The organism is Komagataeibacter saccharivorans (assembly GCF_004348195.1).
Taxonomy (GTDB): Bacteria; Pseudomonadota; Alphaproteobacteria; order Acetobacterales; family Acetobacteraceae; genus Komagataeibacter; species Komagataeibacter saccharivorans.
Map to the genome: position 1 here is coordinate 1,852,407 of NZ_CP036404.1, position 14,882 is coordinate 1,867,288.

Consider the following 14,882-nt stretch of genomic DNA (forward strand, 5'->3'; position numbering starts at 1 on the left):
CTGCCCACCGAAAGGGATATGCAGCTAGGGCGTGCTGTCGTTGCAGGCCCCGTCATGCTGCATCACATCCTCGGCCCGGCGCAGGACAAGCGCAAGCACATCCATCATCGCCTGCGACCGCTCCGGCGTGACGCCTTCCAGCACGCGGGTTTCCATCGCAGCACAGATCTGATGCAGGACGGCGCATTTCTGCCGGCCCCGCCGGGTCAGGACCAGATTCTTGGCCCGCCGGTCATCCTGATCAGGATGGCGTTCGACCAGCCCCTCGTTTTCAAGCAGGTCCAGTACGCGCACCAGCGCCGAACTGTCGGTATTCATCGCATGCGCCAGCGTGCGCTGGCTTACCCCCGCGGGCAGCATCATGAGATAGGCGAGCGGGCGCATCATCGCCATGCTCATCCCCTCCGTCCGCAGGGCGCGATCCAGCAGCAGCCGCCATGTATTGGCCAGCCGCATGGTCAGGAACGTCATGCGCATGTCCTGAAAACCTGTACCCTCGATATCGGGCAGTGGTGAACGTTCGGCCATGCGCGTCTCCTGCTGATGATCGACCCTGCGGAAGTCCTTCCGCGCCCGATAGCATGCCCGCCGGGGCGGATCATGGTCCATTTATGTGATGGCTGCCCGGAGGGGATAATATGGATATTATCGTTATAATTGACATGGCACTAGTTGTCATACAATAGATATTGACCGCCATACCGCTTTATCTTCCCGTGGCATGCTCTATCACATGCCCACATGCCCACATGCCCACATGCCGCAGCCCGGAGCCTGCACCCAGATGCTGTCCACCCTCATGCGCAGTTTTTCGAACGACGCCCGATGGGCCGCCATGCGCACCACGGCGGCCTACAGTGCGCGTGCGCTCCTGTCTGTCGGTATTGCGCTGTTCCTGGCCTTCACCTTCCAGCTCCAGTCCCCCATGAGTTCGGTCACGACCGTCATGATCGTGGCCAATCCCACGGTGGGCGCGCTGGTATCCAAAAGCGTATGGCGTGTGATCGGCACCATTATCGGGGCCTCCATCAGCGTGGGGCTCATGGCGGTATTCGTGCAGTCACCCACGCTGTATTTCATGGGGCTGTCGGTCACGGTGGGACTGGCCTGCATGGCCGCGACCTTCCTGCGGCTGTTCCGCGCCTACGCCGCCGTGCTGACGGGCTATACCATCGTCATCATTTCCGCCCCGGCGTTTGACGACCCTGACGGCATCTTCCTCAGCGCCATGTCGCGCCTGTCGGCAGTGGTGGTGGGGATCGTGACCACGGCGGCAGTATTCATGGTGACATCGCCGCGCCGGTCGGACACGCTTTTTGTCCAGATCCATGACCTGTTCCGCGATACGGTCAGCTACATCCTGTCCTTCCATCAGGGTTACAGCACGGTCCCCGCGCAGAACCCCGATGCCCCGCCCGCAAGTACTTTCCGCACGCTGCCCGCCACCTTCCATGACAGCCGCGCCGCCATGCTGGCGCGCATCGGGCGGCTGTCGGACGCGGTGGAATACGCGGCGACCGACAATTACGACATCAGCGTGCGCCAGCGTGAAATCCGCGCGGGACTTGCCCGCCTGTCCGGCATTGTGGCGTCCTACCATCCACACACCGTCACGGCGTCCAACACGGCGGAAGACCGCGCGGTGCATGGCGAAATCGTATCCATGCTGCAATATCTCATGGACCTTACCGCCGACAGCCCGCTGGAATCCATCTGGACCCTGGGATGCGCACGCATAAGCCAGACGCGCGCCATCATGATCGCGCAGGCCCGTGACAGCCATTCGCCCCAGTCACTGCTGTTCCTTGACGATATTCAGGATCTGCTGGGCCAGATCGAAACCGCGCTGCAGGACCTTTCCCGCCGGGGCAGCGCCGGGCGACGGCTGCGGCTGCAACCCTATCTGGAATGGCCGACCGCACTGCGTAACGGCGCGCGGGGCGCAACGACGACCATGCTGACGGCGCTGATCTGGTACGTGCTGCACTGGACGGCGGGGCCGACCATGATGCTGTATGTCGTGGCGGCGGCCAGCCTGCTGTCCACCCTGCCATCAGCTTCCCGCGCGGCGGGACTTATGGCGTCGGGCACCGCGCTGGGGGTACCGGCGGGACTGTTATGCCATATCTACCTGCTGCCGCAGATTGATGGCTATCCGCTGCTCTGGCTTACGCTGTGCATCATGCTGCTGCCCGGCGTATGGCTGCAGTTCCATCCCAAGGTGGGGATCGGGGCGTTCGGCTACTGCGTGTTCTCGACCATCATGCTGCAGATCAACAACCCGATCCACTATTACAACGACATAAGCCTGATGAACGGCTGGCTGGCGCTGCTTCTGGGCTGTGGCATGCTTGTGCTGTCGTTCCGTGTGATCCTGCCGCCCAACCACCGGCTGGACGCGGCCCGCCTTGTCAGTTCCCTGACGCGCAGCCTGCGCAGGCTGGCGCTGTCGGGGCGCAGGCAGGGAAAAGAGTGGCTGGTATGGGAAAATCTTCAGCTACAGAAGGTACTGCGTCTTGCGATGCGCCTGTCCTTCTTCGCAAGGCCCGCGGCCATGCACCAGTATATCGACGCGGCACTGGCCACCCTGTCGCTGGGGCGCCTGATCGAGCGTGTGCGCATGATCGCCACAAGCCCCGATGTCACCCCTGCCCAGCGTAGTGCGATTTACGACGCGCTCGACGCTTTTTCCGAACTGGCGCACAACCCGCTGCTGACCGCGAACGCGCTACGGCGGGCCGCCGGGGTGCTCTGTCCGCCCGATGCGATAACGCAGCGTCCCGCAGCACAGGTCGAAGCCATGGCCTGTCTGGAACAGGCCGCCCGGATCATCCATGACATTCCGGGCTTTCTGGACCAGCGCGGCCCGCTGCAATGGGGAGAGGACTACCCTGCGGCCCATCGCCCTCCCCTTGCCGCCGTCAGGCCGGAAGCCGGCTGAGAACCGAGAACGACACCGCATCCATCACGGTTGTATCGACTTCATCGCCGACCTTCAGGGTCTTGAGGAATTCCTGCATCGGCTTCTGGCGCACCAGCACGACGCGGGTGATTTCATCGGGGTCGACAAAGGTGACCTGGTTGCGGGCCGTATCCACACCCGTCACTTTCACACGTTCCCGCTTGAAGGAAATCATCATGCCATGCGGATGCTGGCCGGTGCGGGTGCCCGCTGCATTTTCGGTCGATTCCGGCACCGGCGTACCGGGGGCGGCAATAGACGCGTCAATGGTGCGGACGATACGCAGGCCGATCTTGTCGCCCGCATGCAGCACCGGCAGCTTGGCGCGCAGATCGGGGTCCACGCGCACGGTGTCCAGATTGCCCGCCTTGTCCCGCAGCAGGATCATCCCGGCGTCATGATCCACACTTTCGACCGTCGCGGTCGCAAGCTGGTTGCCCACGATAACCGGCGCCTGCGCCATGGCCGGCATGGCTACACCGGACAGACCGGCGGCCCCACCCACAACAGCCGTCGCCAGCGCCACGGCAACCCGACGGGATGCAAACAGCTTTTTATTCATACTTCAGGTTTCTTCCCTTATTATCAATGAATGCGAATCCCTGTGACCGGGGTTACACCCGGTCCAGCTTCCCCTATTCCGTAACGCAGGGCAACGCACAGATATCCAGCCGTTACCGTGCGGGGCACCCATGCGTCAGGCGTAATCCGGCACGCCGGGCATGACCGCAAAGCCCGGAAGGGCACGCAGGCCACGCGCCCAGCGCCGCAATGCCGGGCATGTATCGCGCTCCACCCCCACATCGGCGGACAGCGCGAACACGACAAACAGCATCACATCGGCAATGCTGGCCGCAGGGGCCGCGAACCAGTCATGTCCGTCCATCGCACGCACGGCCATGTGGTCTTCCATCCGGCGCAGCACGGCATCCAGCGCCCCGGTCGCGGGCGGGACCGGCATGGCGGTGGCCAGCGCCGCGCCACGGGCGGATGCCAGCGTATCGAGCGCACTAACACCAAAATCCAGCCAGTCCAGAATGGCCCATTCATGCGCGGGATCAAGCCATGCCCGCGCCACATCGGGCTGGCGGGCAATGTAATGCAGGATCGTGCCGGGCCGGGTCAGCCTGACGCCAGCGCATTCCAGCACGGGCGGGCATTCCCCCGCCAGCAGGCCATCCGCATGGTGCGGAGCGGGCAGGTCCATATCCACCGCCTGCATGCGGCATTCCACACCCATAAGCGATAGACCCAGACGCACGGCGTAGCTGCGCACATCCGGCGTCCAGTCATACAGCACCCTGTCCGCGCTCATGCCAGTTCTCCCATGATCGTCGCGGTCGGATTTCCGCTTTCCACCGCATCGCGCAGGCGCGACGCCCAGTGCGACAGCGCAACCGGGGTCAGGGCCGGTTCCCCGCTCCGCGCGCATACGACATGCAGCATGGCCTGCCCCGCGACGGGTTCATGCACCGCAAGGCCGACGGAGCCGCGCCAAGCCATGCCATCCATTTCCTCAAGGCCGATCGCCTGCCGCAACTGCGTGGCGCCACGGCGTACATGCACGCTGCGCACCGGCTGCACATCATCGGGCCAGTGCGTGGCATGGACGGGGAAGCCATCCGTCCCTTCCATGTTGACCCATGCCAGTCCGGCATGTTCGCGCACACCATAGGCCCGCACATGGATCGAAGCCGGAACCCGCACCTGCGGATGGGCCGGGATCAGCCTGCACCGCCCGGCGGCACCGAACTGCCAGCCATGGTACAGGCACCCCATCGCATCCCCGCGCACGAAGCCGAAACTGAGCCGCATGCCGCGATGGGGGCAGCGATCCTCCCACGCATGCAGGCTGGCGGCGGGGGTATCCTCACGCCATAGCACGACTTCATGCCCGTCGATCCGCACGCCCGCGACCTCGCCGGGGCGTATGTCGGACAGGACACTGACCGAATGCCATCTTTCCATGCAGTTTCCGCTCCCCCTATACATCCGGCCCGGCCAGTACATGCGCGTTCAGGCGCGACCGTCCCATCTTTTCACGCAACCATATGGCGTGCCATCACTGGTGCAGCTAACATTACACCGTCGTTACGGCAATGCGCCCCGCGCAATGGATCATCCACCCCCCAACAGGAACCGGGCCATGACATCAATCCCTTCTGCCGCCGAAACCGTTCTGGGCGAATGGCATGTGATCAGCCCGCTGTCGCAACTGCGCACCACGCCGACCGATACCATGCTGCTGGACCGGCACATCACCTTCGGCCATGACAGCCGGGGCGAACCGTTTGCCTGTGACGTGGCGGAAAAGCGCATGCTGCCGGTGCAGGCGCGCTATGGCTGCCTGTGGACCTGCCTTGGCACGCCAAAGGGCGATATCGCGGCCATTATGGAAGCGGACGAGCCTGACCGCAGGGTGGTGGACTGCGGGGTGTTCACAGTGCGCACCTCCGCGCCGCGCATTGTCGAAAACTTCCTCGACATGGCGCATTTCCCGTTTGTGCATACCAACATCCTCGGCGCTGAACCGAATACGGAAGTTGCGCGCTACACGATTGAAATGCGCGAAAACGGCAACGAAGTCTGGGCCACGGACTGCCATTTCTACCAGCCGCAGGCCGCCCTTTCGGCCACGGGTGGAATCGAGACCGAATACCTGTACCGCGTGGCGGGACCGTTCATTACCCTGCTGTACAAGACCTGCCCCGCGCAGCCCGAACGCTTTGATGTCATCACCCTGTTCGTCCAGCCCATGACGCAGGAATGCAGCCGCGCGCATCCGGTCATGTTCCTGATCGATGATGTCTCCGCGCTGGATAGTCTGGTTGAATTCCAGCAGACCATCTTCCTGCAGGACCGCATCATCCTGGAAAACCAGCGTCCGCGCCGCCTGCCGCTTTCCGGCGGGGCGGAGGTGCCGACAATGGCCGATCGCATGTCGGTCGCCTACCGCCGCTGGCTGCGTGACCGCAATGTCGCCTACGGCACCATAAGCTGAACACCTGCACATAGCGCATTACGCCTGTTCATCCCGTGGGGCTGTCGGTGCAGGGTGCATGGTGTAAATCTGCAGCATTGCCAGACAGCGCACGTCAGGAAGAACAGACATGACCGAACAGAACACGCAGGATGCCTTTGAACAGGGCAAGGCCGCAGCGACAAAGGGTGAACCGCTGATCGAAAACCCGTTTGATGAAACCCTGCCCGCTTACGCCGAATGGAACAAAGGCTGGTGGAGCGTGCGCGAAAACGACGGTGATTTCGACCCGTTTGCCGCGTAATGCGCCCAGGTCCCGCAGGGCCGCCCGGTCATTGAAACGTGACCGCCCCCCGGATTGTGGGGGCGCGCGGCGTGTGGAATTATTCAGGGCGACGGTTCGTTGATTACGAAAACGGCGACTGTCCTCAGGGTAAGGCGGCATCGGCAACGATGCCGCCTTATTTGTATCCGGTAACCGTCAGGACCGCGCCGATACGCTGCCGGGGGCATCGGGCTGCGCCTGCACCACCGGGCGCCTTGCCCGCGCGCTGAAGCGGAAGGCCAGCATTGCCCCCGCCGATGTCAGGAAAATGGGTATCCACATGTCATGCCCGACCTGTGTGAACTCGATACCCAGTGCAACGGCGGTCAGCGGCATGGACATGAACGTGCCCAGAAAGGCGATACCTCCCAGCAGGGCCACGGTGCCCACTTCCACCGGCGGCAGCCACAGGTTCCATACCGATGCCAGCACGCTCGCCAGCAGGGCACCCATGGTCAGGCTGGGTGTCAGCAGGCCACCTGCCGCACCAGCGCGCAGCGCGCCCATGATGACGATGATCTTCAGCACCAGCAGGCTGCCCGCAAGGCCAGGCCCGAGCTGCGCCGACAGTGCCAGTTGCATCGGCCCGCGCCCGTTACCGGGCAGTTGCGGGTAGAAGCAGGTCAGCACCCCAAGGGCGGGAAACACCAACAGACACCACCCTATGCGCGAAAGGCCTTTCGCCGCCCGGTTCTGCGCCACACCCGCCAGCCGCTTGACCCCCTGCGCGCCAATCCCGATGACCGGCCCCGCGCACAGCGCCCACAGTACCACGGGGGCCGTAACCGCCATCGGGCCGATTGCATACTGATGCACGTTGCCCAGCACTGCCCAAGGCACGAACGCCCCGATGGCCGATGTCGCAACCGCGCACAGCACGGCGCGCTGCCCCACACTGGCCAGCAACACTTCCAGTATGAACAGCGCACCACCCAGCGGCACGTTATAGACCGCCGAAAGCCCCGCCCCCGCGCCACAGGCGATGATGATGCGCCGGTCTTCGGCCGTAAGGCCCATTACCCGCCCCGTGCCCGTGGCCAGCACGGCACCGAGTTCACGCGGCGCAACCTCCCGCCCCAGTGGCGAACCCAGCGCCACCGTCACGATCTGCAGCAGGACATGCACCACGGTAGACAAAGGCGGCATGACCCTGCCGCTGCCGGGCTGCTTTCCAACGGCTGCGGCGATGCTGACCAGTGGCCTGCCAAAACGCCCAAGCGCCCACCAGCCCACACCCGCCACCACGCCCGCCATGCACAGCGCGACAAACCGCCGCCATGGCGGGGCCGCACTCACGCCCTGTACGAAGTTGTGCGGACCACCCACCTGCCCGTAGCCATAGGCCAGATGCTGGATCGTGTGCAGCATTACGGACAGCGCAATACCCCCCAGCCCGGACAGGACACCCGTGCCGATGACCGCCACCATCATGGCGGGCCATGGCGAGGTTGAAGCCGGAGCGGACGGGGAAGAAGCGGAAGCTGTCATGATTGCATCAGGTATGCCGGATAAGGGCCGGGGCGCAAGGTGGGTTTCAGAAGCGCAATGACAGGCTGGACATGTAATATGTCCCGCTGCTGCCACCCGCGCGCGTCAGCGCGGATGAGGTCATGAACCGCGCCAGTGTCTGCGCCCATGAAAGATGGGGATCGATCGTCCATGTCAGCGTCGCCTGCGGGGCAGAACCGATAAACCGCCCCGCATACTGGAACGCGTACTGCGACCCCGGTCGCGACACGGGCGCCTGTGTCGAATACCGCCAGTATACCGGGTAGCGCGCCTGCACGCTGAGCGATCGGTAGAAGGTCATCCGCAGTTCCGGCCCGATATCGATCATGTTCGATTCGGATACGGTCAGCGAGGAATCGACATAAGGCAGTTGCGGGTTGAAGGGCTGGACGTAGGTGCCGATCGTATTGCGCCGCGCGTCACCACCTGAAAACACATCCGCCTGCATGGCGATGAAACTGTGGAACCGGTCACGCGGGATGCGGTAGCCCACCGTTGCGTTGACAGACCACGCATCGATGGGACGCGCGGGGCTGTTCGGCCCGGTGGCCCGGAAACTGCCCCCCTGCCATATCCCTCCGGTGGAAAATTCGATCGGGCCTGCAATGCCATGCCAGCGGCCACCGAAATTGTTACGCGTGGCCGAACCCGACTGCACCGTAAAGGCGGGAGTGGACACGGCGGACAGCGCGCCACCCACCTTGGTGCCCAGATAGAACAGGTCGAGGAACGAATACCCCGTCTGCCCGGCAAAGGTGAAATCCGGCGGTGCCCATGTCGTCGCCACCCCGTACAGCCGCGTGCCGTAATCCTGCGTATCGTGAAACATGCCGCGCGGCGTGATGTCGGTGCCGACGAAATCCCACGCATCCACGCGCACACGCGGCCAGACCGCGTATGTCCTGAACCCGTTCCACGCCAGCGGCACGCTGGAAGACATGCGGTAGTACAGAACATAGGACGGCATATCCAGGAAAGCCTGCCGCCCGAACAGGAATCCCGCCTTTGCCCCGGCCACCTGTCCCTTTACTTCAACAAACGCCTGCTGTGCATCCAGATGCTTGCGGTACGTGCTGCCGTATCCGTAAGCCGCCCATCCTCCCGCATCGGCATTGACCAGTTCGCCGTACAGCCGCACATGTGTGCCCACATGCACGTCCGCCCCATACAGGTTACGCACCGCAAAACGCCCGGAATCCGTTACATGCGCGCTTCCCATAAGGGGACGGTTCTCGAACCAGTTGCGTACCCGCGTCTCGCCCGAAAAACTGACCCATACCTGACCATTCCCGGTGATCGGGACGTATTTCAGCACATCGAACGGATCATCATGCTTCGTTGCGTTGCGCAGGAAGCTCCAGTCCTCCGCCCAGCGTGCGACGCTGTACAGCCCCACCGCGCCGAAGCCTGAATCCTCCGCGTTGTCACGGTTGAACACGCCCCAGTCATACCGGTGGCCGGATGGATGGCGGTACGCCGTAGCGGAGGGACGGATAGGCTGGCCCACCGGACTGGGCGATGGCAGGTACTCGGCCGGGGGCGGCACGGTGGCGGCTGCATGAACCTGAATGGTTTCGGACGCGGGACGGGCCGTGATGCTGACCGACGCCAGCGCGGAAGAAACCGGCACACAGCAGGCCAGGGCGCCAAGGCATCCCCTTGTGGTGTGGGACGGGACGAACATCCTGCGGGGCAGGACGGAAGGTACGGACATACGCTGAAAAGAAGCCTTTCGTTACGGATGCTTTCCAATACCGGCATTTATCCCCACCGCAACCCCGGATCACCCCAAAAGGTGTGCAGGACGGCAACACATGGATAAAGGAACGACCTGCCTGAAAGACTGTAGCAACTTCATATTGCTTCGAGATATAGTTGCATGTACGGAATTACAGACAATAAAAATTTCAGGGGCAAGGCAGGAAGGGAACACAATGAAATTCGTAATTGCCATCATCAAGCCGTTCAAGCTCGATGAGGTACGCGAGGGGTTGCACTCCATCGGTGTGGACGCGCTGACGGCAACCGAAGTGAAGGGATATGGCCGCCAGAAGGGCCAGACCGAAATCTATCGCGGCGCTGAATACAACATCCAGTTCCTGCCCAAGATCAAGCTTGAGATCGCGGTGCCGGACAGCCAGTGCGACAAGGTGGTCGAAGTGATCCAGAGCGCTGCCTGCACCGGCAAGATTGGCGATGGAAAGATTTTTGTCCTGGATCTGGAACAGGCAATACGGATCAGAACACAGGAAACCGGAGAAAACGCACTGTGATCACGAAGATTGGCAAGAAAGCCGCACTGGCGGGAGCGGTTATCGGCGCCCTGACCACCAGCCTGCCCGCCCTTGCGGCGGATGCGCCCGCCCCTGCGATAGACACCGGCGACACGGCATGGATGCTGACCAGCACCGCACTTGTGCTGATGATGACCATTCCGGGTCTGGGCCTGTTCTATGCCGGCATGGTCCGCAAGAAGAACGTCCTTGCCACACTCATGCAGTCATTCGCGATCTGCTGCATCATGACGGTGGTGTGGATGGTGCTGGGCTACAGCCTGGCCTTCACCTCCGGCAACGCCTTCATCGGCGGCCTGTCGCGCGTGATGCTGAACGGTCTGGGGGCCGGTATTTCCAAGGGGGCGGATGTACCGTTCACCATGGCGGCGGGCACATCGGCCGCAACGACCATGACCATCCCCGAAAGCGTGTTCATGACGTTCCAGATGACGTTCGCGATCATCACCCCTGCCCTGATCGCGGGTGCGTTTGCCGAACGGATGAAATTCAGTGCGCTGTGCCTGTTCACCGTGCTGTGGTCGCTGCTGGTTTACGTGCCCGTCGCCCACTGGGTCTGGGGGCCGGATGGCTGGGTCGCGAGCCGGATCGGGGCCATTGACTTTGCCGGTGGCACGGTCGTGCATATCAATGCCGGTATCGCCGGTCTGGTGGCGGCACTGGTGATCGGACGGCGCAAGGGCTATGGCGTCGATGACCTGTCTCCCTACAACCTGACCTATGCCATCATCGGTGCATCGCTGCTGTGGGTTGGCTGGTTCGGCTTCAATGCGGGTTCCGCCGCCGGGGCGAATGGCCGCGCGGGCATGGCCATGGCCACGACCCAGATCGCCAGCGCCGCCGCGGGCGTGTCCTGGATGTGCGCCGAATGGATGAAGACCGGCAAGCCGACGGTTCTGGGCATCATTTCGGGTGCCGTGGGCGGTCTTGTGGCCATTACCCCGGCATCGGGCTTCGTGCTGCCGGGCGGTGCGCTGGTCATCGGCCTGGCGGCAGGTGTGATCTGCTTCTGGGGTGCAACCGGCCTGAAGCACATGATGGGCTATGACGACAGCCTTGACGCGTTTGGCGTGCATGGCATTGGCGGGATTGTCGGCGCGCTGCTGACGGGCGTGTTCGCCTACGGGCCACTTTCCGCCACCGACGCCAGCCCGGAAGGCGTCAGCGGTTCGTTCGCGCAGTTCATCGCGCAGGCGGAATCCGTGGGTGTCACCATCGCATGGTGCGCGGTGCTGACATTCATCATCCTCAAGGTCGTGGACCTGACGGTTGGACTGCGGGTTTCCACGGATGAGGAAATGGAAGGTCTCGACATGGCCCTGCATGGCGAGCGGATCAACTCCTGATCCCTTCTTTCCCCTGACCCTGAATGGAAAGGGCGGCCCCGATGGGCCGCCCTTTTTTTATGTCCGTCATTATGCCGCAGGCCCTGCGCAATACGCCTGTGGCCGGTGGATCAGAACGCCTGTGAAATACCCGTCAGGATCGTCCGGCGCAGCCCGTACTGCGGTGCCCCCACGCCGATGCCCGTCCCGCTGCGCAGCATGTAGGGATGGTCGAACAGGTTCGTCACATCCAGCCGCAACTGCGTGGTGCGGAAGAAGGGGGAGTGGAACAGATCGCGGAAGGACTGCACGACCGACATGTTGAACGTCGCATACTGCGGCACCACGCCCCCATTGGGAATATCGGTATCCTGCCGCAGTCCGCTGCCATAAACCATGGTTGCCGACAGCCGGGTGGGATGGCCGGTGCGGTGGAAGAACGTGTACGCGCCCCCCGCCGATGCGGTCCAGCGCTGGTCATGATCCAGATGTACCCAGCGATGGCTGATATAGTTCAGGTCATCGGGGTCGAAATTGAACTGCGCGCTGGTGATGTCTTTCCCGATCGCGCGCGACCACGCGAGATTACCGTATAGCGAGAGCGGCCCGCGATCATAGGACGTGGCGAACTCATATCCGTTCACCTGTCCGCGCCGGTAATTAAACCCCGTCAGGATGATGGGCGCGCCGAACTGCCCTTCATCAATCAGGTTATGGGCCAGCTTGTAATAGGCGTCGAAGGAGACGCGTAACCCGGGCACGATCACCTGTTCGATCCCGGCATCGAAGTAATGATCGCGTTCAGCCTTGACCGTGCCATTTCCCGTTGAGGGTGCCGCGGCGGAGGTATTGGCGAACTGCTGCAGGTCCGCACCGCCCACGACCTCAAACGGCGGGGGCGTGAAGTACCGCGAATATCCCGCATGCAGGGTCGCACCCTTCCACGCGCGCCAGACCACGTTTATGCGCGGGCTGAGCTGGTGTTCATTGGTATATTCGCCCACACCATCGAACCGCAGGCCATAATTGACCGTCACGTTGCGCAGGGGCTGCCATTCATCCTGCACGTACAGGCCATATATGTCGCCCGTGCGGCCATTGCCGGTATGGATTTTGACGGGCTGGTCATTTGCATCGAATACCGTTGCATCCGCCTTGGTTATGTTCCGTTCCGCAAAGACCTGAAAGCCGAAACGGATGGTATGGTCAGGCCGGACGCGCCATGTCACGTCGCTCTGGGTGCCGGTGGACATGACCGAGCGTTCGGCATGCTGGCTGATACCCATATAGGCCAGATCACCCATATTCGGGTCGGGGCTGTAGCCAAGGCTGCTGTAGCGCGAGAAAACCGATGTCTGCAGGCTGAACGCCCCGATATCCTTCTGTAGGGACAGGATACCGAAATCGGTGATTTCCTTCTGGCGTTCATTCAGGTTGCCGCTGGACGGGGCGCCGGGCAGCAACCGGGTATAATCATCACCAAACAGCGGCTGGCCGGCAATATTGGGCAACTGGTACTGCGCGTTCGATACACCGGCAATCAGGCTGATACGGGTATTTTCATCCACCGTGTACCGTAAATGGCCCAGAAAATGATACTGGTTGCTCAGGTCGTGCGGCGCGTTGAACGCGGCTGTCGTGTTCTCGATCCCGACACGGTCATGCACGTAATCGGCGGTCAGGAAATAGTCCCATTTCCCGAACTGTCCCCCATATTGGGCGGAAGGGAAAAAATAGTCCCGCGCACCGCCATAGATCGAGACATTGCCCCCCTTGTTGGTTGCGCCATTCTTGGTCGTGATGTCCACCACCCCGGCCTGAAGGAAGCCGTATTCCACCGGTAGCGCGCCAGTGGTCAGGGAAAGGTTGTCGGCAAAACGGGTCATGAGCGTCTGACCGAATACATTCATGCCTTCAGGCAACTGGACGCCATCAAGGCGGAACTGCACCTCGTTATGGTCGCCGCGCACATGGATCTGCCCGTAACTGTCCTGCGCCACGCCGGGGGCCTGCAACAGCACGGAATTCAGCCCCGCATTGTCGCCGCCGGGAATGGTTTCAAGCGCCTTGCGGCTGAAGGCATGTACCGTCGCCCCTGTCGAAGGCTGCAACTGCACGCGGGCACGGTCCAGTTTCGCGGTCACGGTCATTGTATCCGGGGCGGAGGACAGGTGCGTGACACCGGTATCCGCCGCCTGCGTGCCGGTGGTGGCGGACGGGGTCGCGGCCGTCACGGTCTGGGCGATGGCGGCACCCGGCGGGGTCAGCGCCGTCATGGCCACGAGCATGGCGGGAGGCAGGGAACGGGAGGAAAACCATAAGCGCATCATGGTGAAACGGGCTCGCATCCGGAGGGAAGATTTCGGGATGCGCAGCTTTATTTGGTACAATATAACATAACAATATGAAAATGCAGGCGATGCGCCGCCAATCGGTACATGTTGTATTTTCGCAACATAAAATCAGGCAGCCGATCCACGCGCCCGCTACCGGGCATGCAAACACCTCATGTCGCCCCGGATGGGGACAGTGTCAGGAAGGATCGGGAGGGGAGAAAACCATTTCACGCTTGCGCCCGCAGGCGCGCCGGACCGCGCACCGCACGGGGCGATGCCGGCAGACGTACACACCGGGAAACGTCCCCCTTTTCAGGCTGGAACTGTCATAAGAACCGGCGGATGGACTGGTATGCGCTCAGTCGTTCGGGGGCGTTTCCATAACGACGGGCGGCAGGCGCGGCCCCTCGCGCAGATAGGCGTTAAGGAAGGTGCGCACGGCCGAACGGGCGATGAAATCAATATGCGCCTGATCCGTATTGACCGGCAGTTGCAGGCGCGCCCGCGCGGCAATGCGGGTCTGGCACAGGGCATAAAACTGTTCGGCGGCGAAAACCGGGTCGGGAATGTTCAGGATACCGGCATCGTTATGCTGCATGAGCCATGCGGACAGGATGTTGATCGCCTTCTGCGGACCATGTTTCCAGAAGGTTTCGGCCAGTGTGGGGAACTTGCCTGCTTCGGAAATGATGATGCGGTTGAGCATGAGTGACAGCGGCGAAGTCAGCAGCCGGATCATGGCGACCGCCAGATGTTCCAGCGATTCCGTAAGGTTGGCCCCTTCGTCAATCCGGCTGAACAGTAGCGGCATCTTTTCACACGCGCATTCTTCCACAAAGGCGGAGAAGAGCGTGGCCTTGCTGTCGAAATAATTATACAGCGTCCCCTTCGATACCCCGGCATCGCGCGCGATGCCGGACATGCTGGCGCCTTCATATCCATTTTCGGCAAAAACACGGGCGGCACCAGCCAGTATCTGCTGGCGCTTGGCAGCGGAGGCACCGGAAAGCGGGCAGTCCTGCGCCTGCATCTGGCCTGAATGGTCTGGCGTAGCGCCCATTGAAATCATCCTGCTCCCAAGTCGGTGCGTACTTTCGATTGACCCCGTGAGGAAAGCCGATAGGCTAGGGGACTGACCGAACTGATCGGTC

General features: G+C 62.6%; 13 protein-coding genes. 5 read left to right on the forward strand and 8 right to left on the reverse strand.

The window, feature by feature from the left end:
• Positions 1–24: 24 nt before the first annotated feature.
• Complete coding sequence (locus KSAC_RS08410) at positions 25–528, reverse strand: MarR family winged helix-turn-helix transcriptional regulator (RefSeq protein ID WP_371207715.1); 504 nt, start codon at positions 526–528, stop codon at positions 25–27.
• 256 nt (positions 529–784) lie between these two features.
• On the opposite strand from KSAC_RS08410, the gene KSAC_RS08415 reads away from it, so the two are divergent.
• The gene (locus KSAC_RS08415; protein WP_207918833.1) at positions 785–2,941 is read left to right on the forward strand and encodes an FUSC family protein; all 2,157 of its coding nucleotides are present in this window, start codon (positions 785–787) and stop codon (positions 2,939–2,941) included.
• On the opposite strand, the gene KSAC_RS08420 is transcribed toward KSAC_RS08415, so the two are convergent.
• The 3 genes from KSAC_RS08420 to KSAC_RS08430 form a co-directional block, all read right to left on the reverse strand.
• Positions 2,922–3,524 (reverse strand): preprotein translocase subunit YajC, encoded by a 603-nt coding sequence (locus tag KSAC_RS08420; RefSeq protein WP_102325413.1) that lies wholly within the window; start codon positions 3,522–3,524, stop codon positions 2,922–2,924. The two genes, KSAC_RS08415 and KSAC_RS08420, sit on opposite strands and share 20 nt — an antisense overlap.
• Before the next feature lie 135 nt (positions 3,525–3,659).
• Positions 3,660–4,277 (reverse strand): glutathione S-transferase family protein, encoded by a 618-nt coding sequence (locus tag KSAC_RS08425; RefSeq protein ID WP_102325412.1) that lies wholly within the window; start codon positions 4,275–4,277, stop codon positions 3,660–3,662.
• Positions 4,274–4,930 carry a Rieske (2Fe-2S) protein gene (locus tag KSAC_RS08430; RefSeq protein ID WP_132305084.1) on the reverse strand — a complete coding sequence of 219 codons (657 nt, stop codon included), beginning with the start codon at positions 4,928–4,930 and terminating at the stop codon, positions 4,274–4,276. Before KSAC_RS08430 ends, KSAC_RS08425 begins: the two co-directional genes overlap by 4 nt.
• 178 nt (positions 4,931–5,108) lie before the next feature.
• Between KSAC_RS08430 and KSAC_RS08435 the strand changes: the two genes are divergently transcribed.
• Both KSAC_RS08435 and KSAC_RS17260 read left to right on the forward strand, forming a co-directional pair.
• Positions 5,109–5,963 carry an aromatic ring-hydroxylating oxygenase subunit alpha gene (locus KSAC_RS08435; protein WP_102325410.1) on the forward strand — a complete coding sequence of 285 codons (855 nt, stop codon included), beginning with the start codon at positions 5,109–5,111 and terminating at the stop codon, positions 5,961–5,963.
• Positions 5,964–6,072: 109 nt separating this feature from the next.
• Entirely contained in the window at positions 6,073–6,246 is a 174-nt protein-coding gene (locus KSAC_RS17260; protein ID WP_162900425.1) for a hypothetical protein, read from the forward strand.
• Positions 6,247–6,423: 177 nt separating this feature from the next.
• Here the strand turns inward: KSAC_RS17260 and KSAC_RS08440 are convergent, their stop codons facing one another.
• Both KSAC_RS08440 and KSAC_RS08445 read right to left on the reverse strand, forming a co-directional pair.
• Positions 6,424–7,698, reverse strand: a complete 1,275-nt coding sequence (locus KSAC_RS08440) for a chloride channel protein (RefSeq protein WP_132306184.1) — start codon at positions 7,696–7,698, stop codon at positions 6,424–6,426.
• A 103-nt stretch (positions 7,699–7,801) separates the two neighbouring features.
• On the reverse strand, positions 7,802–9,490 hold the full coding sequence (locus KSAC_RS08445; RefSeq protein ID WP_132305086.1) for an alginate export family protein: 1,689 nt from the start codon (positions 9,488–9,490) through the stop codon (positions 7,802–7,804).
• Between the two features lie 220 nt (positions 9,491–9,710).
• Here KSAC_RS08445 and KSAC_RS08450 point away from each other — a divergent pair, with 220 nt between their 5' ends.
• Both KSAC_RS08450 and KSAC_RS08455 read left to right on the forward strand, forming a co-directional pair.
• Entirely contained in the window at positions 9,711–10,049 is a 339-nt protein-coding gene (locus KSAC_RS08450) for a P-II family nitrogen regulator (RefSeq protein WP_102325407.1), read from the forward strand.
• Positions 10,050–10,075: 26 nt separating this feature from the next.
• A complete protein-coding gene (locus KSAC_RS08455; protein ID WP_371207733.1) occupies positions 10,076–11,416 on the forward strand; it encodes an ammonium transporter in 1,341 nt (446 codons plus the stop codon).
• 110 nt (positions 11,417–11,526) lie between these two features.
• Here KSAC_RS08455 and KSAC_RS08460 read toward each other — a convergent pair whose 3' ends face one another.
• Both KSAC_RS08460 and KSAC_RS08465 read right to left on the reverse strand, forming a co-directional pair.
• Entirely contained in the window at positions 11,527–13,725 is a 2,199-nt protein-coding gene (locus KSAC_RS08460) for a TonB-dependent receptor (protein WP_102325405.1), read from the reverse strand.
• A 364-nt stretch (positions 13,726–14,089) separates the two neighbouring features.
• Positions 14,090–14,791: a TetR/AcrR family transcriptional regulator gene (locus tag KSAC_RS08465; RefSeq protein WP_132305088.1), complete on the reverse strand. Its 702-nt coding sequence runs from the start codon at positions 14,789–14,791 to the stop codon at positions 14,090–14,092.
• Positions 14,792–14,882: the final 91 nt, after the last annotated feature.